Origin of the sequence: Micromonospora palomenae (assembly GCF_007829925.1) — a bacterium.
In the GTDB taxonomy this organism is placed as follows: Bacteria; Actinomycetota; Actinomycetes; order Mycobacteriales; family Micromonosporaceae; genus Micromonospora; species Micromonospora purpureochromogenes.
Window position 1 is genome coordinate 335295 of record NZ_VIXA01000003.1, and the last position, 24755, is coordinate 360049.

Below are 24755 nucleotides of genomic sequence, written 5' to 3' on the forward strand. Positions count from 1 at the left end.
GTACGCCGACGCGCCTCCGGCGGGACCCGGGTCCCACCGGAGGCGCGTCGCGTTCACGCGGTCATCGTGGCGAAGACGACGATGTTGTCGGGGTAGCTGCCAGCGGCCTGGTCGAATTCGCCGCCGCAGGTCACCACCCGCAGCGCGGGCTTGTCGTTCGGGCCGTACACCAGCTCGGTGGGGAAGGACACCTTCGGGTACGACCGGACCTCGTCGACGGCGAAGGTGGCCTTGACCCCGTCGGCGCGGGTGACGGTGATGGTGTCACCCTGCTGGAGGGCGCCGAGTTCGAAGAAGACGGCGGGGCCGAGCTTCGCCGAGTCGACGTGCCCGACGATCACCGCGTTGCCGACCTCGCCGGGGCTGGGCCCCGGGGAGTACCAGCCGGCGCGCTGGGCCTGGTCCAGCGGGGGGACCTGGACGGTGCCGTCCGGGTTGGTGCCCAAGGTCATGATCTCGGCGTCGACCCCGATGCGCGGGATCGAGATGGTGCCGGGGGCGGATCGGGACAATGCGGCGGGGGGTACCTCCACCGCCTCGACCGGGCCTTCGCCGGCTACGACGTCCGGCTCGGCGGCGGGGGTCTGCGGGGCGGACTGGGCCCGCGGCTGAGGGGGGCGGGGCGGGGGTTCGGTCCGCAGCGACGCGCCGATCATGCCGGCGCCCACCATGGCCAGCAGGACGACGACGGCGGCGCCGGCGGCGCGCCACGGTCTCCCGTGACGGCCGCCGGCCCGTGTCGCCGTCTGGTCAGACGAGGCCATCGGCCCGACGCCGACGCATCAGCACGATGCCACCCAGGGCGGCCGCGCCGATCATGCCCGCCCCGCCCAGGGCCATGCCGCGGTCGGTGCTGGTGCTGGTCATGCCACCGTCACCACCGTCGACGCCACCGCGCGGGAGGACCACCAGCTTGCCCTCGCCGCAGGAGCCCTTGAGCTCGTACTTGCCCGGACGGGCGTCCTCGGAGACCTTGGCCTCGCCGTAGTAGACGAAGTCCTTCTTGTGCTCCCAGCGGTCCTCGTCCTCGCCGTAGCCCGAGCGGTCGTCCCGGCCGTGGTCGTCGCGGCCGTTCTCGTCGTGGCCGTTCTTCCAGTCGCCCTTGTCGCCGTGCTCGTCGGACTTCTCGTCGTGGCCGTTACGGTCCCGGCCCTCTTCCTGGCCGTACCCGTCGTGGCCCTTCTTGTCGTCGTCCTTCTTGCCGTGGTCGTCCTTCTTGCCGTCGTCCTTCTTGCCGTGCTCGTCGTTCTTGCCGTGCTCGTCGTTCTTGCCGTGGTCGTCCTTCTTGCCGTGCTCGTCGCCGCGACCCTCCTCGTGGTTCTTGGCGTCGCGGTCCGGCCCGGAGTCGGCAGCGAAGCCGCCACCCGCACCGTTGGCCGGGGGCTGGCCGCCCTCGTTCGACCACTGGCCCTTGCCGTCCTCGCCCTTGCCGTGGTCGTCCTTGCCGCGCTCGTCGTCCTTGCCGTCCTTCTTGCCGTGGTCGTCCTTCTTGCCGTGCTCGTCGCCGCGGCGTTCGTCGTCCTTGCCGTCCTTCTTGCCGTGGTCGTCCTTCTTGCCGTGCTCGTCGTTCTTGCCGTGGTCGTCCTTCTTGCCGTGCTCGTCGCCCCGGCGCTCGTCGTCCTTACCGTGCTCCCAGTCGCCCTTGTCCTTGTCCTTGTCCTTCCAGTCCCCGTGCTCGCCGCCGCGGTCCTTGTCCCGGTCGTCATGCCGGTCCTTGTCCACCGGCTTCAGCTCCACCTTGCCGGTGACCTTGGACCAGACGAAGGCGTGCTCCTGCCGCTCCGGGCAGATCTCGAGGAGCTTGACCTTGTCGCCGGCCTTCACGACATGCGGCTTGGCGATGACCTTGCCGTCGCGGTCCTCGCTGTCGTGGTGGTTGTCCGCGAACGCGATCCCCGGCGCGAACACCAGGAGGGACGCGCCACCGAGGGCGGCACCCGCTACGACCTTCCCGAGCATCTTCTTTGCCATGACCTGCGTCACTCCATCCCTGTTGTCCTGAGCCCGACGACAGTCGAGCTATGACCGACGTTAGACCGTTTCGCGACTTATCCGGGGAAAGATTCGTGTTTAAGAGTTTCTAAGCAGTGCGGGCGATAGGGGTGCTACATGGCTTCTGTCCGCTTGGCGGCCGGATGTCGACCCACCGGGCGCTCTGGGCCTCGCTGCGACGGGAGGGGTCTCCGGTGCCCTTGCGTGCGGGTTTCCGGCAGGTATCGAGGCATTGCCATGGAAGCGCTCCCATGCAAGAATCGCTGCACGCGGTTCGGGGAGCCACACCGCGCAGGCAGACGTCGAGGGCAACCGGTCCGACCGGACGGCGTCGCCGCTGGACCGGTCCGCGTGACCGGTCGACGTCACCACCACCATGCCCGTCCGGGTCGGGCACCCCCCGAAATATCCCGTTGGCGCCGAGGACCGTCCCCCGTGGGGACGTCCACCCGGGCCATTCCGCCGGGCCGTACGCGGATCCGGTCTCGCCCAAGGAGTTCAGTGGCATGAATCTGTGGAGAAACCTGTCCGGCCGGCGCCGGGCGGTCGCGCTAGCCGGTGCGAGCGCCCTGGTCGCGGGCGGGATGGTGGCCATTCCGGTCACCGCGGCGCAGGCCGCGACCCAGTGCAGCGTCGACTACACCACCAGCGACTGGCCGGGCGGGTTCACCGCCACTGTCACCATCAAGAACCTCGGTGACCCGGTCAGCTCCTGGAACCTCGGCTTCACCTTCCCGAACAGCAGCCAGAAGGTGCAGCAGGGCTGGTCGGCGAAGTGGTCGCAGACGGGCCAGAACGTCACCGCGGCCAGCGAGTCCTGGAACGGGTCGCTCGGCACCGGCGCCAGCACCAGCATCGGGTTCAACGGCGCCTGGAGCGGCAGCAACCCGAAGCCGACCTCGTTCACCCTGAACGGGACGGTCTGCAACGGCGGCAACCCGACGCCGACGCCGACGAACCCCACGCCGACGCCCACCACCCCGACCCCCACGCCCACGGACCCGACCCCGACGCCGACCACGCCGGGGCAGAAGGTGGACAACCCGTACGTCGGGGTCAAGGGGTACGTGAATCCGGAGTGGAAGGCGAAGGCGGACGCCGAGCCCGGTGGCAGCCGGGTGTCGAACAACCCGACCGCCGTCTGGCTGGACCGGATCGCCGCCATCAACGGCACCACCGGCAGCAGCTCCAACGGCTCGATGGGCGTGCGTGACCACCTGGACAGGGCCTTGGCCCAGGGGGCCGGCTACATCCAGTTCGTCATCTACAACCTGCCCGGCCGGGACTGCGCGGCGCTCGCCTCCAACGGTGAGCTGGGTCCGGAGGAACTGCCCCGGTACAAGGCCGAGTACATCGACCCGATCGCGGCGATCCAGGGCGACCCGAAGTACGCCAGCCTGCGCATCGTCAACATCATCGAGATCGACTCGCTGCCGAACCTGGTGACCAACACCTCCGGCCAGCCCGGCGGCACCGCGATGTGCGACACGGTCAAGGCCAACGGCGCGTACGTCAACGGTGTCGGGTACGCCCTGGCCAAGCTGGGCGCCATCGGCAACGTCTACAACTACATCGACGCCGCCCACCACGGCTGGATCGGCTGGGACAGCAACCTCGGCCCGACCGCGACCCAGCTCCACCAGGCCGCCACCGCCTCCGGCAGCACGGTGAAGAACGTGCACGGCTTCATCGTCAACACCGCGAACTACTCGGCGCTACGTGAGCCGTACATCAAGATCACCGACACGGTGAACGGGCAGACCGTCCGCCAGTCCAAGTGGATCGACTGGAACCAGTACGTCGACGAGCTGTCGTTCGCCCAGGCGTTCCGCAGCAAGCTGGTCTCCGTCGGCTTCGACGCCAACATCGGCATGCTGATCGACACCTCCCGCAACGGCTGGGGCGGCACCGCCCGGCCCACCGGCCCGGGCGCGACGACCAGCGTGGACACCTACGTCAACGGTGGCCGCATCGACCGCCGCATCCACGCCGGCAACTGGTGCAACCAGGCCGGGGCGGGCCTCGGCGAGCGGCCCAAGGCCGCGCCGGAGCCGGGCATCGACGCGTACGTCTGGGTCAAGCCCCCGGGCGAGTCGGACGGCTCCAGCAGCCTGATCCCGAACAACGAGGGCAAGGGCTTCGACCGGATGTGCGACCCGACCTACACCGGCAACGCCCGCAACGGCAACAGCCTCAGCGGCGCCCTGCCGAACGCGCCGATCTCCGGCGCCTGGTTCTCCGCGCAGTTCCAGGAGCTCATGAGGAACGCCTACCCGGCGCTCTGAGCACCGGGGCGGACGGCCCACCCGCCGCGGCGGGAGTGAGGCACTGCCGCGGCGGGTTCCCCACGGGCCCCTGGCCCGACCGGTCGATCCGGTCGGGTCAGGGGCCCCCGCCGTACCCGCCGGTCGGGCGCGCGGGCCCGCTGCGGCGTGCCGGTCAGGGAACGGTCCGCTCGATCGCGGCCCGGCCGTGCTCGGCCAGGTCGCGGCGGGCCCGCTCGAGGTTCTCCGGCGTCATGTCCTGCCCACGGGCCATCACCAGGTCCTCCGGCTCCCAGGGCTGCTCGGCCCCGGTGCGGATGTTGTCCCCGCCGGCCCCCGTGCCGGTCCCGGTGGCGCCGGTGCCAGCCGCGTACGGGTCGCCGAGCAGGTCCTCGGTCGGTAGGCCGCCGCCCGCGCCGCCACCGGGCTCGGTGAAGGACGGGTTGTCCCGGTCGGGGCCGCCCCCGGTGGCCAACTGCGGCACGGTGGTCTCGTCGTCGACCGCGGCGGCCACCTCCGGGCTCTCCTCCAGCGGTCGGCGGTTCGGGTCACGATCCGTCATGGTGCTGACCTCCTGTCCCGGGCGCGTCCCTGATCTCGCGTACCCCGCTGGGACCGGCCCATGCCGGGGAGGTCACGCCTTCCGGTACGCACGCGAACGCCCCGGCCGGTGGTACGGCCGGGGCGTCCGCAGGTGGTCAGCGTCCGAGGACCCGGTCCAGGAAGTCGCGGTACTGGCGTACGGCCACCCGGAGCTGCTCGGTGTCCGTCGAGCCGGCCGTCTGCCAGCCGCCGAGCTTCTCCTTCTGCGCGGCGAGCGCGTCCGAGAGGGCCTGGATAGCCTCCTCGACCAGCGACTGGGCCTCGCCGACCGCCGCGCGGGGGTCGTCCACGAAGCGGAGCTGCACCTCCCGCCAGCGGTCCCGGAAGGCCTGCGCCGCGTCCGCCTCGAAGAGCGTCGCCGCGTGCGTTGGGACGTTCGCTCCGGACGGCCGGGCCGCCTCGGCCACCCCGGCCGCGCCGGCCGCTCCGGCGGCTCCGGCCGCGGCCGCCGCCGCACCGCCCTCCGGCGCCTCGGCGTCCGGGTCGACCATGGTCGGCTCGGCGCTGCCGTACCCGGCCGCGCCCTCCGCCGGCGCGTCGCCGTCGGGGCGTACCCCGCCCGGGGTGTGCTCGGCCTCCCACCGCTGGCGGTCGTGGATCCGGTCCGCGGCGGTCGGGTCGGCCCGCTCGTCGTCGAACGGCTCGGTCCGCCCGGGCGCGCCGTCACCCGGCGCCACGGTGTCCTCGCCCCGGGCGTCCCGCTCGTCCTCGGGACGGCCGCTGGCCAGCGCCGACGCGGCGACCGCGTCGCCCACGGAGGCCGCGCCGAAGGTGGTCGGCAGCGGGGCCGGCTCGTGGAACTCCGGCCGTCCGTCGCCGTCGGCGTCGTCGCGGTCGAGGTCACGCACGTCGTACGGGCGGGTGTCGTCGGGGTCGTCGGCGCGCCGGTCGGCGGTCACCCGCGGGTCGTCGAAGGTGCCCCGGTCGTCCAGCACGTCGTCGGGAATGTCGGCCCGGCCGTCCCGGTCGTCCCGGGGCGTCCGGGTTGCGGCGTTCGGATGGGGGACCGGCACCGGGGCGGAGCGGACCGCCTCCGGGTGGTCGGTGCTGCCCTGCGGCTCTTCCTGGCGCATCGTCGGCTCCTCAGTGGCTGGTGACGTCGTGCGGGCTGTCCGGGCGGCGCTGCTCCGGCGGCCGGTGCCCGACCGGCTCCTCGCCGAGCAGGTCGGCGAAGAGGGCGCGGTAGTGCACGACGGCCTGACGGAGTTCCTCGGTGCTGGCCTCACCGCGCTCGTTGCGTACCCGGATCTCGTGCGCGTCGCGGTAGTGGGTGAGGGTGCGGGCGTGGTCGACGGAGAGGTGGGCGATCTGGTCCGAGAAGTCCCCGGTGGGGTAGCCCCGCTCGGCGATCAGCCGGCTGACCAGCTCGTCGGCGTCGCCGACGGTCTCGCCGGGGGAGTCGACGAAGCGGACCTGCAGCTCCTCCCAGGCGGCGGCGTACCGGGCCCGGGACTCGGGGTCCAGCGGGGTGAGTTCGAGCTCCGCGTGCCGGCGTTCCCGGTCGCGCAGCTCCCGTTCGGCGGCGCCGCGGCTGTCCTGCTCCGCGACGACCCGGTCGTACTCAGGGCCGAAGCGGCGCTTGAGCGCGCGCCGCCGGCCGGCCACGACGGCCGCGGCGACCAGCGCCACGACCACCAGCACGACGAGAACCACAACGATTACCTGCGTGGGCGACATGGCTCCTCCTTCGCCACCTGGTATTCCCTCCGCGCGCTGGCTGCCAATCCCGATCCCGCGCACTTTCCTGGCCGATTCCCCCACCCGAGCATGGTCAGGCCCACAGGGTGAGCCGTCCCGAAAACTTGACCTATTCCAGAAGCGTGCTCGGGTGGGGTGATGCCGGTCCACTCGGACGCCGAACGCCTCCGGGCGGCCGGGCTGCGCGTCACGCTCAGCCGCAACAGCACCGACCACCACAACGAGAACGAGCGGATCGCCTTCGGCGCCGGCGTGCTGGTCGACGGCATGGACTTCTCCGACGACGAGGTGCTGGTCCGCCGGAGTTCTCCTACTCGGACACCCAGCGCCGCCGGGTCGGCCCGAACCACCTCCCGCCGGATCGCCGGCGGGGCGTCCGTCGTCCCAGCGTGGGTGTCCTCGGGGGACGGTCCACACCGGATTGGTAGTGACGGGCGAGACGGACGGTAGTGCTACGGCCCGGGATTACGTATCCTGCCCAAGGCGCCCGAGCCGGTGCCCGGCGCGGCCGGGACGCTGCCCGGCCGGTGCCGGCGCCACCGCTGCCACCCCTTCGGGCGAGGACTCATGGACACCCGCGACTGGCCGATCCGCGCCAAGCTGACCGCCCTGGTCGTCACCCCGGTGGCCGCCCTGCTCGCGCTCTGGATCTTCGCCACCACGCTGACCTTCGGCCCGGCGCTGGATCTGCTCTCCGCGCGGACCCTCCTGTACGACCTGGGCCGCCCCGGCGAGGTGGTGGTCACCGAGCTGCAACGCGAACGCCGGCTCTCGGTGGTGCAGCTCGCCGGCCCGGCGGCCCTGCCGGCCCTGGCCGACCAGCGCCGCCGCACCGACGCGGCGATCGCCGAGCTGCGGAACCGGGTCGGCGGGGACAAACTGCGCGACGCGGCCGGCGACCTGCTCGACGCCCGGCTCGACAAGCTGGTCGCCGCCCTCGACGCCCTGCCGGCCGGGCGGGGCTTCATCGACCGCCGGCAGGTGGACCGGGCCGGCGCCGTCGGGCTCTACAGCGGCATGATCTCCTTCGCCTTCCAGACCTTCGCGGCGATGGCCGCCCTACCCGACCCGGAGCTCAACCGGGAGGCGCTGGCGCTCACCGCGCTCGGCCGCTCCCGCGACCTGCTCGGCCAGGCCGACGCGCTGGTGGCCGGCGCGCTCGCCGGGGGGCGGTTCTCCGACGGCGAGCACCTGCTCCTGACCCAGACCATCGGCAACGAGCGGTTCCTGGTCGACACGGCCGTGGCCGACCTGCCGCCGGAGGCCCGCAGCGCCTACCAGCGGCTGACCGAGGACCCGGCCTTCGTCCAGCTGCGCACCCTTCAGGAGGGGCTGCTGCGGGCGGACCCGGCCGCCCCTCCGCCGGTCGACGCCCGCGGCTAGCAGAGCAGCCACGACGCTGTCCAGCAGGCGCTGCGGGACTTCGAGCTGAGCCAGGCCGACGGGCTGGCCGAGCGGTCCGTGCCGGTGGCCGTCGGCATCCTGGTCCGGCTCGCCGTCGCCGGGTTGCTCGGCCTGACCGCGATCGTGGTGTCGCTGCTGGTCGCGGTCCGGGTCGGGCGGACGCTGGCCCGCCGGCTGACCGGCGTGCGCAGCGCCGCGCTGGAGATGGCCGAGCAGCGGCTGCCCGACGTGGTGGCCCGGTTGCGCCGGGGCGAGCAGGTGGACGTGGCCCGGGAGGCGCCGCCGCTGGAGTACGGCGCCGACGAGATCGGCGACGTCGGGCGCGCCTTCAACGAGGTCCGGCGGACCGCCGTCCGGGCGGCCGTCGACGAGGTCACCCTGCGCCGCGGCCTCAACGAGGTGTTCCTGAACATCGCCCGGCGCAGCCAGGGCCTGGTGCACCGCCAGTTGGCGGTGCTCGACCGGATGGAACGGCGTACCGAGGACCCGGACGAGCTGGCCGAGCTGTTCCGGGTCGACCACCTGGCCACCCGGTTGCGCCGGCACGCCGAGGACCTGGTCATCCTGGCCGGCGCGGCCCCGGGGCGGGGCTGGCGGCAGCCGGTGGCCCTGCTGGACGTGGTGCGCGGCGCGGTCTCCGAGGTCGAGGCGTACGACCGGGTGGACATCGGGGCGGTGCAGCCGGCCGGGGTGGTCGGCCGGGCCGTCGCGGACGTCATCCACCTGCTCGCCGAGCTGATCGAGAACGCCACCGCCTACTCCCCGCCGGAGACCCGGGTGGAGGTCTCCGGCCAGCAGGTGCCCCGGGGCTACGTTGTGGAGATCACCGACCATGGCCTGGGCATGACCCCGCAGGCGGTGGAGAACGCCAACCGCCGGCTCGCCCGGCCGCCCGAGTTCGACCCGGCCGACAGCGCCCGGCTCGGCCTGTTCGTGGTGTCCCGGCTCGCCGCCCGGCACGGCGTCCGGGTCACCCTGCGCTCCGAGGCTCCCGGCGGGGTGACCGCCGTGGTCCTCGTCCCGTCCGACCTGGTCACCGAGGAGCCCCCGGCCGCGCCGGTCAACACCGGGCGGCCGGCCTCGCTGGTCACCCGGCTGGCCACCCTGCCCCGGACCCGCGCCGGCCGCGCCGGCCGGGACCGGGCCGAGCAGACCGTGCTGCCGTTCGCTCCGGCCCGCATCTCCTCGGTGGAGGCCGCCCCCGACGGCGACGGCCTGCCCCGCCGGGTCCGCCGGCGCGGGCCGGTCGCCCGCCCCCGCCCGCAGGTCGCCGAGGCCCCGGCCGCCCGCTCCCCGGAGGAGGTACGCCGGCAGATGTCCGCGCTCCAGGCCGGCACCGCCCGGGGCCGGCGCGACGGCGCGATCCGCTCCGTGCCGCCGGGGCGACCCGACGGCGCCGTACCCGCCCCGACCGGCGGCCGTACCGAGGGGCGGGGCGGGGATCCCGCGCCGTCCCCGCCGCCGGGTACGACGGCGGCGACCTCCGATTCCCCGACCGCGACTGAGAGGGACGCCTAGTGGTGGACACGACGAGGCAGAACGTCGACCTCGGCTGGTTGCTCGACGAGCTGGTCGACCGGGTACCGGCCGCCCGGGAGGCCGTGGTGCTCTCCGCCGACGGGCTGATGCTCGGCGCCTCCGCCGAGCTGGACCGCGCCGACGCCGAGCACCTCTGCGCCCTGGCCTCCGGCTTCTCCAGCCTGGCCAAGGGCGCCAGCCGGCACCTCGCCGGCGGCGGGGTGCGGCAGACCGTGGTGGAGATGGAGTCCGCGTACCTGTTCGTGACGGCCGCCGGGCGGGGCGCCTGCCTGGCGGTGGTCTGCGCGGCCGACGCGGACATCGGCCTGGTGGCGTACGAGATGGCGATGCTGGTCATCCGGGTCGGCGAGAACCTGACCGCCCCCGCCCGCGCGACGGTGGGGGCCGTCGATGCGGGCTGAGCCGCCGGGCGCCCAGCACGAGTGGCTGGACGCGGCGGCCGGCCCGGTGGTTCGTCCGTACACCCTCACCGGCGGCCGGGTGCGCCCGGCCGTCGACGGCTTCGACCTGGTCGCGTTCGTGCTGGCCGGCGCGGGCGCGGACCCGTCCGGGCAGCCGGGCCTCCAGCCGGAGCACCGGCGCCTGGTCGAGCTGGCCCGGCGTCCCGTCGCGGTGGCGGACCTCGCCGCCGACCTGGACCTCGCGGTGGGCGTGGTCCGGGTCCTCCTCGGTGACCTGCTCGCCCGGGGCCTGGTCTCGGTGCACGAGCCCCCGGCCGCCGGTCTTCCCGACAACGACATCCTCAAGGCGGTGGTCAGTGGACTACGTGCGCTCTGACCGGGAGTCCTCCGGGCCCCGGTTGCCGCTGGCTCTCAAGATCCTGATCGCCGGGGGGTTCGGCGCGGGCAAGACGACGTTGGTCAGCGCGCTGAGCGAGGTCCGCCCGTTGCAGACCGAGGAGGTGCTGACCGGGGCCGGCATCGGCACCGACGACCTCTCCGGGGTGGAGGCGAAGTCGACCACCACCGTGGCGATGGACTTCGGCCGGATCACGATCAACGAGGACCTCCAGGTCTACCTCTTCGGCACGCCCGGGCAGGACCGCTTCTGGTTCCTCTGGGACGAGCTGGCCTTCGGCGCGCTCGGCGCGGTGGTGCTGGCCGACACCCGGCGACTGGCCGACTGCTTCCCGTCGATCGACTACTTCGAGCAGCGGGGCATCCCGTTCGTGGTCGGGGTGAACTGCTTCGACGGGTCCCGCCGGTTCGGCATCGAGGCGGTACGCCAGGCGCTGGACATCGATCCGGACGTGCCGGTGGTGCTCTGCGACGCCCGGGACCGGCAGTCCGCCAAGCTGGTGCTGATCTCGCTGGTCGAGCACGTCGCCCGGCAGCGGGGTGAACCGGTCCCGGTCTCCTGACCGGCGGGCGGCGGCGCCGGGCGGTGGCGCCCGGAGCCCCCGCCGCCGGCGTTCGGAGGAAATTCCGGAAAACAGGGCTAACGCCCGGGTCGACCGGGAAGCCTCTGGTGGGAGCGACGGCAGGATCGGCGGAGGGTGCACCGGTGACGAACACGATCGTCCACATCGGCGGCTACACGGCGGCGAGCGGCGGGCGGGGGGACGGCATCGTCGCCGCCCGCCGGGATACCGAATCGGGGGAACTCACCCCGCTCGGCACCGTCGCGGTGACCGATTCGCCCTCCTTCCTCGTCCGGCATCCCGCCCTGCCCGTTCTCTACGCGGTCAACGAGCTGCCGGCGGGGCAGGTCAGCGCCTTCCGGGTGGGCGGCGACGGCGAGCTGACCCCGTTGGGCGTCCGGCCGACCGGCGGGGCCGACCCCTGCCACCTGGCGGTCGCGCCCGACGGGCGGCACCTCTTCGTGGCCAACTACGGCGGCGGGAGCGTGGCGGTCTTCCCGCTGGGCGCCGACGGCGCGCCCGCCGAGCGCAGCGACCTGGTCGTGCACCAGGGGCACGGCCTCGACCCGGAGCGCCAGGAGCAGGCGCACTGCCACATGGTCTCCCCGGCCCCGGGGGCCGGGCCGCTGCTCGCCGTCGACCTGGGCACCGACTCGATCTACCGGTACGACCTGGACGCCGACCCGGGCCGGCTGGTGCCCCGCGAGCCCCGGATCCGTACCGCGGCGGGCACCGGGCCCCGTCACCTCGCCCGCCACCCCGACGGGCGGCGCTGCTGGGTGGCCGGCGAGCTGGACGCGACCGTCACCGCGTACGAGTCGACCCCGGACGGGGCGTTGCACCAGCGGGGACGGGTGGACGCCAGCGGGCGGACCGGGCACGTCCAGCCCTCCGAGATCGCGGTGGGGCCGGACGGGCGTTTCCTCTACGTCGGCAATCGGGGCGTGGGCACGATCTCGGTCTTCGCGCTGGACGCGGAGCTGCCCCGGCTGGTCGCCGAGGTCGACACCGGGGGCGAGTGGCCCCGGCACTTCGTGCTGACCGGGCCGCACCTCTACGTGGCGGACGAGCGGGCCGACATGGTTCGGGTGTTCCGGGTCGACCCCGACTCGGGCGCGCCCGAGCCGCTCGGCGAACCGGTGCCGGTGCCGAGCCCGACCTGTGTCCTACCCTGAACGGCACTGTCCGGTGTGGATCGTGGCAACGGCGCGAGACTGACTGATTACTCACTGTGCCGAAAGAGCGATCATCTGTATCTCCTGCGTAACTTTCAACCGAACGGTTATGGCACTATCCGAACGAGATACGCAAGATGGTCAGCGTGTCTGGCCGCCATCGCATGCGTTCAAGTATCCGTGGAGCAGGAGCCGCTGCGGCGGCGACTGCGCTCGTCGTCGTGGTCGGGGGTACCTGGTTCGGTTACCAGCAGCTGGCCGGACCCTCCTGCTCCGGCGAGATCCAGCTGTCGGTGGCCGCCGCTCCCGAGCTCGCCCCGGCGGTGCAGAAGGCCTCGACGCAGTGGGTCGAGGACGGCGCCGCCGTGAGCGGCACCTGCATCGCGGTGAACGTGAGTGCCTCCGAGCCGGTGGACGTGGCAGCTGCGGTCGCCAGCAAGCACGGCGCCACCCTCGCGGGTGTCGGCCAGGCCAGCGGCACGGTGACCACGCCCGACGTCTGGATCCCGGACTCCTCCACCTGGCTGCTGCGGCTGAAGAACAACGGCGCCACCGCCTTCGCCCCGGGCAACGGCGCCTCCGTCGCCCGCAGCCCGGTGGTGGTGGCGATGCCGGAGCCGGTGGCCTCCCGCTTCGGCTGGCCGGACAAGAAGCTCGGCTGGACCGACCTGCTCAACGCGGTCAGCACCGGCAAGGGCCTGCGCGCCGGGATCGTCGAGCCGACGCAGGACGCCGCCGGCCTCTCCGGCCTGCTCTCCCTCACCGCCGCGGCGAGCGCCTCCGGCGGCGACACCGCGAAGGCGACCACCGGGGCGCTGCGGGCGCTGGCCACCGGCCGCTCCGCGCTGCGGCAGGACCTGCTCGCCCGCTTCCCGCGCTCCAACGACCCGACGTCCATCGCCAGCGGGCTCGGCGCCGCCGCGCTCTCCGAGGAAGACGTCATGGCGTACAACAGCACCAAGCCGCCGATCCCGCTGGCCGCGCTCTACCTGGAGCCGGCGCCGATGCCGCTGGACTACCCGTTCGCGGTGCTGCCGGGCATCGAGCCGGCCAAGCAGTCGGCCGCCCGGGTGCTCTTCGAACTGCTCACCACGCAGGGTTTCAAGAACCGGCTGGCCGCGCAGTCGCTGCGGGCGCCGGACGGCAACTGGGGTGACGGTTTCAAGGCGCCGCAGGGTGCGCCCAGCCCGGCCGGTGGTGCGGCGACCGCCCCGCCGGCAGGTGTCGGCGCGGTGGGTGGCCTGGACCCCTTCGCGATAGACCGTGCGGTCTCCGGCTGGTCCATCGCCACCCAGTCCGGCCGGATGCTCGCCGTCATCGACGTCTCGGGCTCGATGAAGGCGAAGGTGCCCTCCGCGGGCAACGCCACCCGGGAACAGGTCACCGTGTCGGCGGCGAGCCGGGGCCTGGGCCTGTTCGACGACTCCTGGTCGATCGGCCTCTGGACCTTCTCCACGGAGCTGGTGGGCTCGCGGGACTGGCGCGAGGTCGTGCCGATCAACCCGCTCTCCACCAACCGCGGCCGGCTGGAGCAGGGCCTCGCCGGAATCCGCCCGTCCAGCGGCAACACCGGTCTGTACGACACCGTGCTGGAGGCGTACAAGAGGGTGCAGCAGGACTGGGAGCCGGGTCGGGTGAACTCGATCGTGCTCTTCACCGACGGCAAGAACGACGACAAGAACGGCATCTCGCAGGCCTCGCTGATCAGCCAGCTCAAGCAGCTCAACGATCCGGAGCGCCCGGTGCAGGTGGTCATCATCGGCATCGGCAACGAGGTCTCCAAGACCGAGCTCCAGTCGATCACCAACGTCACCGGCGGCGGCACCTTCGTCACCGAGGACCCGAGCAAGATCGGTGACATCTTCCTGAAGGCGATCGCGCTGCGCCCGAACGCGCCGCGCTGAGTCTTCGGACAGTGCGGGGAACCGCCGCGCCGGAGGTTTCCGGTGCGGCGGTTCGCATTTCCGGTGTCCGGGCCGGAAGGCAAAGTGACGGCAATACGTCCGAATCAATCGGCGAGCATCATTGTCAGGCAGGATGTCCGGTACGCTCCGGCGTCGAGGTCCCGCCCGGGGCGGTCGTCGGCCGGAGCCGGTGCGCGCGATGTGGGGAGGCTGGGTGACCTCTGCGACGCTGTCCACGCCGGCACGGATCCCGCGTGCCCCGGCCGGCCCGCCCACCGGCCCGGTCGCCCGGGCCGACCAGCGGGCGTACGTCCGGATCCTGGTGGTGCTCGACACCGCCGTGCTCTCCCTCGCCGTCCTGGTCGGGTACATCGCCCGCTTCGGTGACCGGGTGCCGGTCGGCTCCGAGATCCCGTACGTGCTGGTGGCCCCCGGCCTGGTGCTCGCCTGGCTGCTCTCGCTGCGGATGCTGCGCTGCTACGACGACCGGGTGCTCGGCTACGGCGCGGACGAATACCGGCGGGTGAGCGCGGCCAGCCTGCGGCTCGCCGGTGGCATCGCCATCGTCGGCTACATCGCCGACGCCGACGTGTCCCGGGGTTTCCTGGGCATCTCGTTCGCCGTCGGCACCGTGGCGCTGGAGGTGAACCGGTTCGCCGCGCGCAAGCGGCTGCACCGGGCCCGATACCGGGGTGCCGGCTGGTCCCGCCGGGTGCTGGTGGTCGGCGACACCGCCCACGTGCTGGAACTCGTGCACACCCTGCGCCGCGAGCCGTACGCCGGCTATCAGGTGGTCGGTGCCTGCATCCCGGACGCGCTGCTCGCGCCGGTGCCGCAGCGGCTCAGCGACGTGCCGGTGGTCGGCTCGCTGCGCGGTGTGCCCGAGGCGGCCGCCGCGATCGGCGCGGACACGGTCGCCGTTACCGCCTCCGGCGAGCTGACCGCGGCCCGGCTGCGCCGGCTGGGCTGGCAGCTGGAGGGGACCGGCATCGACCTGGTCGTCGCGCCGGCGCTCACCGATGTGGCCGGCCCCCGCATCCACACCCGGCCGGTCGCCGGGCTGCCGCTGATCCACGTCGAGGCGCCCGAGTTCCGGGGCGCCCGCAAGCTGGTCAAGGAGTTCGTCGACCGGGCCGCCGCCGCGCTGGCGGTGCTGCTCCTGCTGCCCCTGGGGGCGGCGGTCGCGCTGGCCATCCGGCTGGACAGCCGCGGCCCGGTGCTGTTCCGGCAGACCCGGGTCGGGCGGGGCGGCCGGGAGTTCGGCGTGCTGAAGTTCCGCACCATGGTGGCCAACGCCGACGCCCTCCTCGACGAGCTGGCCGTGCGCAACGAGACCGACGGGTTGATGTTCAAGATGCGCGACGACCCGCGGGTGACCCGGGTCGGGCGGCTGCTGCGCAAGTGGTCCCTGGACGAGCTGCCGCAGCTGGTCAACGTGCTGCTGGGGCAGATGAGCCTGGTCGGCCCCCGGCCGCCGCTGCCCTCCGAGGTGGCCCGCTACGACGGCGACGTGGCCCGGCGACTGCTGGTCAAGCCCGGGATGACCGGGCTCTGGCAGGTCAGCGGCCGCTCCGACCTGAGCTGGGAGGACGGCATCCGGCTCGACCTGTACTACGTCGAGAACTGGTCGCTCGCCGCCGACCTGACCATCCTCTGGAAGACCTTCGGCGCGGTGCTGCGCGGGCGCGGGGCGTACTGACCCGTCAGGGCTGCGGGCCGGTCCAGTCCAGGCAGACCACCACCGCGTCGTCGATCAGGTCGCCGGCGACGAACGCCCGCAGGTCGCCCAGGAGCGACCGGACGGCGTCCAGCGGCTCCATCGGCCCGGTACGGCGCAGGAACCGATCCAGCGCGGTCTCCCCGTACCGGACGTTCTCGCCGGTCGCGTCGATCACGCCGTCGCTGAGTACGAAGAGCCGGTCGCCGCGGCGCAGCTCGAAACACTGCTCCTGGTAGTCGGTGCCCTCGAACATGCCGAGCGGGAACTGCTTCTCGAGCACCTGCTCGCTGATCTCCCCGTCGCGCAGCCGCACCAGACGGGGCGACCCGGCGTCCACCACCGTCAGCTTCCCGGAGGCGAGGTCCAGCTCCATCAGCAGCGCGGAGAGGTGCTGCTCGCCCCGGTGCAGGGCGTAGATCGCCTGGTCCGCCAGGGCGGCCTGGTCGGCCAGCCCGAGCCCGCCCCGGCGGGCGTTGCGCAGCGCGTAGGTGGCCAGCGAGGTGAGCAGCGCGGCGGCCACCCCCTCACCCGACCCGTTGATCGTGGCCAGCCAGACCCGGTGCCCGTCGTCGGACCAGTCGAAGCTGTCGCCGCGCACCGCGTACGCCGGCTCGAGCTGACCGGCCAGGCTGAACGACGGGCGGATTCGGCTGCGGCCGGGCAGCAGCTCCCACTGCATCTCGGCGGCGAGGGTGAGCCGACGGGCCCGGCGGGACGCCCGGTAGACGTCGGTCCCGGCGGAGACGGCGGCGAGTTCGTGCCCGAGGGCGGTGGCGATGGCGGCGAGTTCCTCGACCTGGGCGGGGTCGTCGGCGACCGGGGCCAGGCGCAGCACCCCGCGCCGTTCGCCGCGCATGCCGACCGGGAACCAGCCGATGCCGCCGGCCACGATCGGTTCCTGGTGGTCGAAGCAGCGCCAGGCCGGGTGGCCGGGTTCGGTGATGGGATCCGCGTCACCCAGCGGCAGCAGCACCGAGAGGCGGTAGTCGACCTGGAGGAGTTCGCTCTCCGTGATCCTGAACGTCCGTTCCAGCTCGGCGGTGAGCCGGTCGAGCAGGAGGTCGGCCGGTGCCTCGACCAGCACTCGCCGGGCGTGATCGTCCGGTCCGCTCATCATCACTCCTCCTGACAGGGGTCGACCACCCGGTACTCCGGGTAGTCTCGGGCCCACCATGGCCGACGAACATGGTCCCGCGGGACCGGAACTGAGTATGGCCGCCGAGCTCGACGGCGCGGCGGGTGCCCTGCTGTCCCTGTGGGAGGCGGCGCGGGAGGGCACCACCAGCCGCCTTTCCGCCGCTCAGCTGCGCGCGGTCATGGTCGTGGAGCGGCATGACGGGATCAACCTGCGCCGGCTCGCCACCCTGCTCGACATGCTGCTCTCCTCGGCCAGCCGGCTCTGCGACCGGCTGGTGGCAGCCGGCATGCTGGAGCGGGAGCCGGGCCGCCTCGACCGGCGGGAGATCTCCCTGCACCTGACCCCGGAGGCCCGGGGACTCCTCGCCGAGCTGCGCCGGGACCGGCGGCGGCGGTTGGCCGACGTGCTGGCCGGGATGAGCGACGAGGGCCGCCAGGCCCTGCTGCGGGGGGTCCGGGAGTTCGACCGGGCCGCCCGCGACCTGGAGGAGTCGGCGCCGCCGGTGGTGCCGTGGCAGGGCAGCGGCGTCCCGCCCCACGACGGCGAGATCGGCGACCCGTCGGCGGCCCGCTCCGCCTGATCCTGACCGCCGGGGCGCGTCACCGCCGGCCGTGGGTCAGCTCCGGGCCGGTCACGCCGGGGACGCGGCGCAGACGGCGAGCATGGCGATGTCGTCGTGGCTCTGCCCGTCCAGCCAGTCCTCCACCGCTTGGAGCAGGCGGTCGACCACCGCGCTCGGCGGCAGTCCCGCCGCCGAGGCGAGCGCCTCGCGCAGCCGTCGCTCGCCGAACATCTCCATCGCCGTCGGGCCGCCCCGCGCCTCGGTCACCCCGTTGGTGTACGCCAGCAGCAGCTCGCCCGGGGCGAGTCGCACCTCCGCCTCGGCGAAGGTCGCGGTGGTGAACGCCCCGATCGGCATGCCACCGACCGGCACCGGGGTGTTGGTGCCGTCGGCGCGTACCAGCAGCGGGGCGTGGTGCCCACCGCCGGCGACGCGTACCCGCGCCCCGCCGTCGGCATCCGGCTCGGCGGTGCCGAGCAGCAGGGTGGTGAACTGGGTGCGCCGGGCGGCGTCCGGTGCGTCGAAGAGGGCCCGGTTGAGCAGCCGCATCAGCTCCACGGGGCGCTGCTCGACCAGGCGGAGCGTCTGCAACGACTGGCGTACCCGGCCGGTGAGCACCGCCGCCCCGACGCCCCTGCCGCAGACGTCGCCGAGGGCGAACATCCCGCCCCGCTCGGTGCGGAACACGTCGTAGAAGTCGCCGCCGATGCGCAGGCTGTCCCCGGCGGCCCGGTAGCCGCCGGCCAGGGCGAGGCCGGGCAGGGGCGGAAGCTCCGGCGGCAGGAGGCTGTGCTGGAGCACCCGGGCCAGGTGGGCCTGCTCGCCGTAGAGCTGGGCGGCGGCGAGCGAGGCGCCGGCCCGGGCGGCGAACTCCCGGGCCAGCTCGACGTCGCGCTGGTCGAAGCCCGGGCGCTCGGCCCGGCGGACGAGGATCAGGGCGCCGCCCGGCCCGCCGGCGCCGGGCATCGGGCTGGTCAGCACGGCGCCGGGGCGGCCGAACGAGTCGGGCAGCACCTCGGCCAGCTCGGCCAGTTCGGCGTCGAGCCAGGTGGTGGGCTCGGTGGCGGCACCGTCGAGTGCCTCGGCGAGGCCGGGGACGGAGCCGGTCAGCTCAGCGGAGCCGATGCCGGTGACCGGGGCGGGGTCGCCCTCGGCGTACCGGACCCAGTGCGGCCGGTCGGCGGCGGGCGGCGGGTGGTGGACGACCAGCGCGGCGTCGGCCAGGTACGGCACCGGCAGCGTGGCCGTGGCCCGCAGTGCCTGGTCCCGGTGCAGGGAGAGGCCGAGCCGACTGCCGGCCTGGGCGAGGAAGGCGGTGCGGGAGCGTTCGGCGAGGAGGGCGTCGGCGCGGGCCTGCTCCTCGGTGACGTCCCGGACGTACCAGGCGCACCGGCCGGCGGCCAGCCGGCGGCAGACGCCCCGCAGCCGGCGGCCGCGGTGCTCGGTGTCGAAGGTCTCGGCTCCCCGCCGGACGGCGTTCGCCAGCGCCGGCACCGCGCAGCGCGCCAGGTCGGTCCCGGGGGTCAGCTCGGGCAGGAGTTCGCCCGCCGTCGCGTTGACCAGCGTGACGATCCCGGCATGGTCGGCGGTGACCACCGCCTCGGCGAGGCCGTCCAGCAGCTCGCGGGCGAGTCGGGGCTCGGCGGGCAGCGGCGCGTCGGAGGACGGTCGGCGCGGCGCGGGGGACAACTCCTCCCCGCTGCTGGCCGGTCCGGCGGGCCCACCGGGGCGGGTGGTCGTCACCGCCGGTCGCCGGTCGCCTCGGCCTGTCGACCTGTGCGCATGCTGGTAGCGGACTCCTCGGACGGGAACTTTGCCTCAGGGCAAGGGTACCGAGGCCGTCCGACGGGCGCCCAGCCAGCACAGTCGGCTCATTGCCGGCCGGCCAGCCAACCGGACGGCCGGGTGATGATCCGGCGGACCACCGACCCGGCCCCACCGACTGCGGCCGACGCCGGGCCGAGCGCCGCCGCGCGGACCGTCACCGGCGACCAGGCGGCGGTGAGCACTCGATCGGTCAGCTCGGCGAGGACCGGGGGGCGCAGCCACGGCGCGAGGGTGGCGTATCCGCCCCCGAGGACCACGGTGTCCAGGTCCAGCAGGTTGACCACGCCGGCCACCGCCACCCCGAGGGCGGTGCCGGCCGCGCGCAGCGCGTCGAGGGTGGCCGGGTCGCCCGCCTCGGCGAGGTCGGCCAGCCGGCGCGCCGCCGTGTCCGCCGGCAGGTCCGCCCCGGAGAGCCCGGCCGCGCCGAGGACGGCCTCCTGACCGGCGTACGTCTCCAGGCAGCCCTGCGCACCGCAGCGGCACCGTGGCCCGGCCGGGTCGACCGGTACGTGGCCCAGCTCGCCGCTCCAGCCCCGGGCGCCCCGGAACAGCGCGCCGTCGAGCACGATCCCGGCGCCGATGCCGATCTCGCCGGAGACGTGCAGGAAGCTGGCCGTCGTCGGGCCGGCGTGCAGCTCGCCGAGGGCGGCCAGGTTGGCCTCGTTGTCCACCACCAGCGCCGGCACCCCGTCGACCGGCTCGGCCAGCGGCGGATGCGCGGCGAGCAGGGCGGGGACGTCGACGTCGCGCCAGCCGAGGTTGGGCGCGAGCCGGACCAGGCCGTGGCCGTCGACCAGCCCGGGCACGGCCAGCGTGGCCCCGGCCAGGGTCAGCCCCTCCCGGTCGGCGGCGGCGCGGGCCCGCCCGGCCAGCTCGACCAGCCGGGCGAGCGCGTCGGCGGGGGCGACCGGGCGCAGGTCGGCCCGGCGTACCTCGTGGTGCCGGACGGTGCCGGCGAGGTCGACGACGCAGGCGGCCAGGTAGTCGACGTTGACCTCCAGCCCCAGCCCGGCCGGGCCGTCGGTGGCGAGCCGCAGCCCCCGGGCCGGGCGGCCCGCTCCGCCGCGCGGCGCGGGGTCGGCCTCGGTGACCAGGCGCCCGGTGATCAGGTCGTCCACCACGGCCGAGACGGTGGCCCGGGTGAGGCCGGTCTGGCCGGCGATGCCGGCCCGCGACGGCGGCTGGTCGGCGGCGGCGATCCGCCCGAGCACGACGGCGAGGTTGAGCTCGCGCAGGCTGCCCTGCCGGACCGCGCCCGCGGTGCTGGTGCTGCTCACCCCTTGACAGTGCCACAGCACGGTCATTTAATCCATCCATTGAACAAATTGCGGCGACACCACCGGAGGTCTGCCATGGCACCCCGTCCCACCCCCGCCGACAAGTTCTCCTTCGGGCTCTGGACGGTGGGCTGGCAGGCCCGCGATCCGTTCGGCGACGCCACCCGCGCTGAGCTGGACCCGGTGGAGGCGGTGCACCGCCTCGCCGAGCTGGGCGCGTACGGGATCACCTTCCACGACGACGACCTGGTCCCCTTCGGCGCGGACGCCGCCGCCCGCGAGGCCCACCTGGCCCGGTTCCGCAAGGCGCTCGACGAGACCGGCCTGGTCGTTCCGATGGTCACCACCAACCTCTTCACCCACCCCGTCTTCAAGGACGGCGGGTTCACCAGCAACGACCGGGACGTGCGCCGGTACGCGCTGCGCAAGGTGCTGCGCAACGTCGACCTCGCCGCCGAGCTGGGCGCCCGCACCTTCGTGATGTGGGGCGGCCGGGAGGGCGCCGAGTACGACCTGGCCAAGGACGTCCGGGCCGCGCTGGACCGCTACCGCGAGGCGGTCGACCTGCTCTGCCAGTACGTCGTGGACTCCGGCTACGACCTGCGCTTCGCCATCGAGCCCAAGCCCAACGAGCCGCGCGGCGACATCCTGCTGCCCACCATCGGGCACGCGCTGGCGTTCATCTCCACCCTGGCCCACCCGGACCGGGTCGGCCTCAACCCGGAGGTCGGGCACGAGCAGATGGCCGGGCTGAACTTCGCGCACGGCATCGCGCAGGCGCTCTGGCAGGGCAAACTGTTCCACATCGACCTCAACGGCCAGCGGAGCATCAAGTACGACCAGGACCTGGTCTTCGGCCACGGTGACCTGCTCAACGCCTTCGCCCTGGTCGACCTGCTGGAGCACGGCGGCCCGGACGGCGGCCCCGCGTACGACGGGCCCCGGCACTTCGACTACAAGCCCTCGCGCACCGAGGACTTCGCCGGCGTGTGGGCCTCGGCCGAGGCGAACATGCGCACGTACCTGCTGCTCAAGGAGCGGTCCGCGGCGTTCCGGGCCGACCCGGAGGTGGCCGAGGCGCTGGCCGCCAGCAAGGTCGCCGAGCTGTCCACCCCGACGTTGAGCCCGGGGGAGGGGTACGCCGAGCTGCTCGCCGACCGGTCCGCGTTCGAGGACGTGGACGTGGACGCGGTCGCGGCGCGGGGCTTCGGCTTCGTCCGGCTCAACCAGCTCGCCGTCGAGCACCTGCTCGGCGCGCGCTGAGGCGGGCCGCCGTGCCGCTCGTCGCCGGGGTCGACTCGTCCACCCAGTCCTGCAAGGTCGTGATCCGGGACGCGGCCACCGGTGCCCTGGTCCGGCAGGGCCGGGCGCCGCACCCGGACGGCACCGAGGTCGACCCGCGGGCCTGGTGGGACGCGCTGCGCACGGCCGTGGACGCCGCCGGCGGGCTGGCCGACGTCGCGGCGGTCTCGGTCGCCGGCCAGCAGCACGGCATGGTCTGCCTGGACGAGGCGGGCGAGGTGGTCCGGCCCGCCCTGCTCTGGAACGACACCCGCTCCGCCGACGCGGCCCGGGACCTCATCGACGAGGCCGGCGGCCCGGTGGCGGGCCGCCGGTTCTGGGCCGAGGCGGTGGGCAGCGTGCCGGTGGCGAGCTTCACCGGCACCAAGCTGCGCTGGCTGGCCCGGCACGAGCCGGAGCGCGCGGCCCGGGTCGCGGCCGTCTGCCTGCCCCACGACTGGCTCACCTGGCGGCTGGCCGGCGCGCCCGGCCTGGCCGCGCTGCGCACCGATCGGGGCGACGCCAGCGGCACCGGCTACTGGTCGCCCCGCACCGGCGAGTACCGCCTCGACCTGCTGGAACAGGCCTTCGGTCGGGTGGTGGCGGTGCCGACGGTGCTCGGTCCGGCCGAGGCCGCCTGCGTCCTGGACCCGGCCACGCTGGGCGGCCCGGCGCCGGCCGCCGGTCCCGGCGCGGTCCCGGGCTCCGGGGTCGGCCCGTCCGGTGCCGCGCCGGCCGGGATCGTGCTCGGCCCGGGTACCGGGGACAACGCGGCCGCCGCCCTCGGCGTCGGCGCCGGCCCGGGCGACGTGGTCGTCTCGATCGGCACCTCCGGCACCGTGTTCAGCGTGGCCGACGTGCCGGCCGCCGACCCGGGCGGCGCCGTCGCCGGGTTCGCCGACGCCACCGGCCGGTACCTGCCGCTGGTCTGCACCCTCAATGCCGCCCGGGTGCTGGACGCCGCCGCCGCGCTGCTGCGGGTCGGCCTCGACGAGCTGACCGAGCTGGCGCTGTCCGCCCCACCCGGCGCGGACGGGCTGGTCATGGTCCCCTACCTGGAAGGGGAGCGGACGCCCGACCGACCGCTGTCCACCGGCGCGCTGCACGGGCTCACCCTGCGTACCGCCACCCCGGCGCACCTGGCCCGGGCCGCCGTCGAGGGGATGCTCTGCGCGCTCGCCGACGGGCTGGACGCGCTGACCGCCCAGGGCGCCGACGCCCGGCGGGTGATCCTGGTCGGTGGCGGGGCCCGCTCGGCGGCCGTGCGCCGGATCGCCCCGCAGGTCTTCGGCCGGCCGGTGGTGGTGCCGCCGCCCGGCGAGTACGTCGCCGACGGGGCCGCTCGCCAGGCCGCCTGGGTCGCGCTGGGCGGCGCGGCGCCACCGCGGTGGGCCGACGCCGGCACCCGGGAGTACGACGCCGAGCCCGTCCCCGCCGTCCGTGAGCGGTACGCCCAGGCGCGGGACCGGACCGTCGACCGGACGCCGGGCTGAGCGGGCGGGGCCGACCCCGGTGACGCGACCGTGACCTCGCCCTGATTGGCTGCCGCACATGACCTTGACCAGGGGTGGGGCGGCGCGGACCTGGGGCGGCGGCACGGCGCACCGGTTCTACAGCGTCGTGGTCTTCGTGGTGCTCGCCTCGCTGGACAACGTGGCGATCGGCCTGGTCCCGCCCCTGTACGGGCCGATCTCCGGGGCGCTGGGCGTGTCGCAGCGGCTGCTCGGACTGGTCACCGCGGTCAGCTTCCTGGTCAGCGCGGTGGCGGCGGTGGCCTGGGCGTACGTGGGGGACCGGACGAACCGCAAGCCGCTGCTCATGGTCGGCACCCTGATCTGGGCGGCCGGCACCGGCGGCAGCGCGCTCGCCCAGGACTACCCGACCTTCCTGGCCGCGCAGCTGGTGGCCGCGGTCGGGCTCGGCGCGGTCGGCTCGGTCGGGTTCTCCGTGGTCACCGACCTGATCTCGCCCCGCCGCCGGGGGCTGGTGATGAGCTTCTGGGGACTGTCGCAGGGGGTGGGGACGCTGGCCGGCACGCTCACCGGCGGCCTGCTGGGGGCCACCGACTGGCGACGTCCGTTCCTGGCGCTCACCGTGGTCGGGCTGGCCGCCACCCTGGCCTATCTCTTCACGTACGACATCCGGCGCGGGCAGAGCGAGCCCGAGCTGGCCGGTGCGCTGAACGCCGGGGCCGAGTACGACTACCGGATCACCCGCGCCGACCTGCCCCGGATCCTGCACCGGCGGACCAACCGGTGGCTGATCCTGCAGGGCCTGACCGCGCAGGCGGCGTTCGGCTCGCTGGTCTGGCTGCCGGTGCTCTTCGCGCAACGGGCCGAGGCCCAGGGCTACTCGTCGGCGACCGCGGTGGTGGTGGGCAGCGTCTTCGCCACGCTGTTCCAGCTCGGCGGGGTGTTCTCCATCGTCGGCGGACTGGCCGGCGACGCGCTGCAACGGCGTACCCCGAGGGGGCGGGCCCTGGTCGCGGCGGTGGGCATCCTCGCGGCCGTGCCGTTCTACCTGGTCCTCTTCTTCGTGCCGATCCGCATCGTGGTGCCCGACGGGGCGGGCGGCGGGGCGGTGGTCCGGGCGGTACTGGCCAGCGTGCTGACCGAGCCGACGGTCGGGCTGAGCCTGCTCGCCGCCGTGGTCGCGCTGGCGCTGACCTCGGCGAACTCGCCGAACTGGTTCGCCCTGATCGCCGACGTCAACCCGCCCGAGCACCGGGGCACCGTCTACAGCCTGGGCAACCTGGTCAACGGGGTGGGCCGGGCGGCCGGCAACGGCCTGGTCGGGGTGGCCTTCCACGCCCTGCGGGCGGCCTTCCCACCGCCGCTGAACTACGCCGTCGGGCTGGCCGTCTTCCAGCTCTTCTTCATCCCGACCGGCCTGATGTACTGGCGCGCCTCCCGGTCCTCGCCGGAGGACATCGAGGCGGTGCACGACCTGCTGCACGCCCGCGCCGAGCGCCTCTGACCGCTCGCCGCCGGGCCTCGTCGGCCGCGCCGCGC

The 24755-nt window shown here is 74.4% G+C and carries 20 protein-coding genes and 1 pseudogene; 13 read left to right on the forward strand and 8 right to left on the reverse strand.

What is annotated here, in order from left to right; all coding sequences use genetic code 11:
* Nucleotides 1–53 precede the first annotated feature (53 nt).
* Nucleotides 54–764: a class F sortase gene (locus FHX75_RS22450; protein ID WP_154942313.1), complete on the reverse strand. Its 711-nt coding sequence runs from the start codon at nt 762–764 to the stop codon at nt 54–56.
* On the reverse strand, nt 751–1971 hold the full coding sequence (locus tag FHX75_RS22455) for a hypothetical protein (protein WP_154942314.1): 1221 nt from the start codon (nt 1969–1971) through the stop codon (nt 751–753). Before FHX75_RS22455 ends, FHX75_RS22450 begins: the two co-directional genes overlap by 14 nt.
* A 527-nt stretch (nt 1972–2498) precedes the next feature.
* On the opposite strand from FHX75_RS22455, the gene FHX75_RS22460 reads away from it, so the two are divergent.
* Nucleotides 2499–4277 (forward strand): glycoside hydrolase family 6 protein, encoded by a 1779-nt coding sequence (locus FHX75_RS22460; RefSeq protein ID WP_154942315.1) that lies wholly within the window; start codon nt 2499–2501, stop codon nt 4275–4277.
* Between the two features lie 154 nt (nt 4278–4431).
* On the opposite strand, the gene FHX75_RS22465 is transcribed toward FHX75_RS22460, so the two are convergent.
* The 3 genes from FHX75_RS22465 to FHX75_RS22475 form a co-directional block, all read right to left on the reverse strand.
* Nucleotides 4432–4818, reverse strand: coding sequence for a hypothetical protein (locus FHX75_RS22465; RefSeq protein ID WP_154942316.1), 387 nt, complete (start codon nt 4816–4818; stop codon nt 4432–4434).
* A gap of 136 nt (nt 4819–4954) precedes the next feature.
* Complete coding sequence (locus FHX75_RS22470; RefSeq protein WP_154942317.1) at nt 4955–5932, reverse strand: hypothetical protein; 978 nt, start codon at nt 5930–5932, stop codon at nt 4955–4957.
* Between the two features lie 10 nt (nt 5933–5942).
* Complete coding sequence (locus tag FHX75_RS22475) at nt 5943–6536, reverse strand: hypothetical protein (RefSeq protein WP_154942318.1); 594 nt, start codon at nt 6534–6536, stop codon at nt 5943–5945.
* A 159-nt stretch (nt 6537–6695) separates the two neighbouring features.
* Between FHX75_RS22475 and FHX75_RS32045 the strand changes: the two genes are divergently transcribed.
* The 8 genes and pseudogenes from FHX75_RS32045 (at nt 6696) to FHX75_RS22515 (ending at nt 15638) form a co-directional block, all read left to right on the forward strand.
* On the forward strand, nt 6696–7007 hold the full coding sequence (locus FHX75_RS32045; RefSeq protein ID WP_211364547.1) for a catalase: 312 nt from the start codon (nt 6696–6698) through the stop codon (nt 7005–7007).
* 117 nt (nt 7008–7124) lie between these two features.
* A pseudogene (locus FHX75_RS22485) lies at nt 7125–9479 on the forward strand (sensor histidine kinase).
* Nucleotides 9479–9901 carry a roadblock/LC7 domain-containing protein gene (locus tag FHX75_RS22490; RefSeq protein ID WP_154942319.1) on the forward strand — a complete coding sequence of 141 codons (423 nt, stop codon included), beginning with the start codon at nt 9479–9481 and terminating at the stop codon, nt 9899–9901. The pseudogene FHX75_RS22485 and the gene FHX75_RS22490 overlap by 1 nt, the downstream one beginning before the upstream one ends.
* Nucleotides 9891–10277 (forward strand): DUF742 domain-containing protein, encoded by a 387-nt coding sequence (locus FHX75_RS22495; RefSeq protein WP_154942320.1) that lies wholly within the window; start codon nt 9891–9893, stop codon nt 10275–10277. Before FHX75_RS22490 ends, FHX75_RS22495 begins: the two co-directional genes overlap by 11 nt.
* The gene (locus FHX75_RS22500; RefSeq protein WP_154942321.1) at nt 10258–10860 is read left to right on the forward strand and encodes a GTP-binding protein; all 603 of its coding nucleotides are present in this window, start codon (nt 10258–10260) and stop codon (nt 10858–10860) included. Before FHX75_RS22495 ends, FHX75_RS22500 begins: the two co-directional genes overlap by 20 nt.
* 143 nt (nt 10861–11003) lie before the next feature.
* A complete protein-coding gene (locus FHX75_RS22505; RefSeq protein ID WP_154942322.1) occupies nt 11004–12035 on the forward strand; it encodes a lactonase family protein in 1032 nt (343 codons plus the stop codon).
* A gap of 164 nt (nt 12036–12199) precedes the next feature.
* Nucleotides 12200–13939 carry a substrate-binding domain-containing protein gene (locus tag FHX75_RS22510; protein ID WP_154942323.1) on the forward strand — a complete coding sequence of 580 codons (1740 nt, stop codon included), beginning with the start codon at nt 12200–12202 and terminating at the stop codon, nt 13937–13939.
* A gap of 214 nt (nt 13940–14153) precedes the next feature.
* The gene (locus FHX75_RS22515) at nt 14154–15638 is read left to right on the forward strand and encodes a sugar transferase (protein ID WP_246158473.1); all 1485 of its coding nucleotides are present in this window, start codon (nt 14154–14156) and stop codon (nt 15636–15638) included.
* A gap of 4 nt (nt 15639–15642) precedes the next feature.
* On the opposite strand, the gene FHX75_RS22520 is transcribed toward FHX75_RS22515, so the two are convergent.
* The gene (locus tag FHX75_RS22520; RefSeq protein WP_154942325.1) at nt 15643–16773 is read right to left on the reverse strand and encodes a PP2C family protein-serine/threonine phosphatase; all 1131 of its coding nucleotides are present in this window, start codon (nt 16771–16773) and stop codon (nt 15643–15645) included.
* Nucleotides 16774–16870: 97 nt separating this feature from the next.
* Here FHX75_RS22520 and FHX75_RS22525 point away from each other — a divergent pair, with 97 nt between their 5' ends.
* Nucleotides 16871–17377 carry a MarR family winged helix-turn-helix transcriptional regulator gene (locus tag FHX75_RS22525; protein WP_154942326.1) on the forward strand — a complete coding sequence of 169 codons (507 nt, stop codon included), beginning with the start codon at nt 16871–16873 and terminating at the stop codon, nt 17375–17377.
* Between the two features lie 51 nt (nt 17378–17428).
* Here FHX75_RS22525 and FHX75_RS22530 read toward each other — a convergent pair whose 3' ends face one another.
* Together FHX75_RS22530 and FHX75_RS22535 are read right to left on the reverse strand one after the other, a co-directional pair.
* Nucleotides 17429–19102 (reverse strand): PP2C family protein-serine/threonine phosphatase, encoded by a 1674-nt coding sequence (locus FHX75_RS22530; RefSeq protein ID WP_154942327.1) that lies wholly within the window; start codon nt 19100–19102, stop codon nt 17429–17431.
* 128 nt (nt 19103–19230) lie between these two features.
* A complete protein-coding gene (locus tag FHX75_RS22535) occupies nt 19231–20490 on the reverse strand; it encodes an ROK family protein (RefSeq protein WP_154942328.1) in 1260 nt (419 codons plus the stop codon).
* Between the two features lie 48 nt (nt 20491–20538).
* Here FHX75_RS22535 and xylA point away from each other — a divergent pair, with 48 nt between their 5' ends.
* From xylA to FHX75_RS22550, 3 genes are read left to right on the forward strand one after another with little or no spacing between them, the layout of a single operon-like run.
* Nucleotides 20539–21726, forward strand: coding sequence for a xylose isomerase (gene xylA / locus FHX75_RS22540; RefSeq protein ID WP_154942329.1), 1188 nt, complete (start codon nt 20539–20541; stop codon nt 21724–21726).
* An 11-nt stretch (nt 21727–21737) separates the two neighbouring features.
* Nucleotides 21738–23237: a xylulokinase gene (xylB, locus tag FHX75_RS22545; RefSeq protein ID WP_154942330.1), complete on the forward strand. Its 1500-nt coding sequence runs from the start codon at nt 21738–21740 to the stop codon at nt 23235–23237.
* Nucleotides 23238–23295: 58 nt separating this feature from the next.
* A complete protein-coding gene (locus FHX75_RS22550; RefSeq protein ID WP_154942331.1) occupies nt 23296–24720 on the forward strand; it encodes an MFS transporter in 1425 nt (474 codons plus the stop codon).
* The last annotated feature ends 35 nt before the right edge of the window (nt 24721–24755 follow it).

Bases quoted from the DNA above. Each gene is read 5' to 3' on its own strand.
- FHX75_RS22450 (WP_154942313.1), bottom strand. From the start codon at position 764: ATGGCCTCGTCTGACCAGACGGCGACACGGGCCGGCGGCCGTCACGGG.
- FHX75_RS22455 (WP_154942314.1), bottom strand. From the start codon at position 1,971: ATGGCAAAGAAGATGCTCGGGAAGGTCGTAGCGGGTGCCGCCCTCGGT.
- FHX75_RS22460 (WP_154942315.1), top strand. From the start codon at position 2,499: ATGAATCTGTGGAGAAACCTGTCCGGCCGGCGCCGGGCGGTCGCGCTA.
- FHX75_RS22465 (WP_154942316.1), bottom strand. From the start codon at position 4,818: ATGACGGATCGTGACCCGAACCGCCGACCGCTGGAGGAGAGCCCGGAG.
- FHX75_RS22470 (WP_154942317.1), bottom strand. From the start codon at position 5,932: ATGCGCCAGGAAGAGCCGCAGGGCAGCACCGACCACCCGGAGGCGGTC.
- FHX75_RS22475 (WP_154942318.1), bottom strand. From the start codon at position 6,536: ATGTCGCCCACGCAGGTAATCGTTGTGGTTCTCGTCGTGCTGGTGGTC.
- FHX75_RS32045 (WP_211364547.1), top strand. From the start codon at position 6,696: ATGCCGGTCCACTCGGACGCCGAACGCCTCCGGGCGGCCGGGCTGCGC.
- FHX75_RS22495 (WP_154942320.1), top strand. From the start codon at position 9,891: ATGCGGGCTGAGCCGCCGGGCGCCCAGCACGAGTGGCTGGACGCGGCG.
- FHX75_RS22510 (WP_154942323.1), top strand. From the start codon at position 12,200: ATGCGTTCAAGTATCCGTGGAGCAGGAGCCGCTGCGGCGGCGACTGCG.
- FHX75_RS22520 (WP_154942325.1), bottom strand. From the start codon at position 16,773: ATGAGCGGACCGGACGATCACGCCCGGCGAGTGCTGGTCGAGGCACCG.
- FHX75_RS22525 (WP_154942326.1), top strand. From the start codon at position 16,871: ATGGCCGCCGAGCTCGACGGCGCGGCGGGTGCCCTGCTGTCCCTGTGG.
- FHX75_RS22535 (WP_154942328.1), bottom strand. From the start codon at position 20,490: ATGACCGTGCTGTGGCACTGTCAAGGGGTGAGCAGCACCAGCACCGCG.
- xylA (WP_154942329.1), top strand. From the start codon at position 20,539: ATGGCACCCCGTCCCACCCCCGCCGACAAGTTCTCCTTCGGGCTCTGG.
- FHX75_RS22550 (WP_154942331.1), top strand. From the start codon at position 23,296: ATGACCTTGACCAGGGGTGGGGCGGCGCGGACCTGGGGCGGCGGCACG.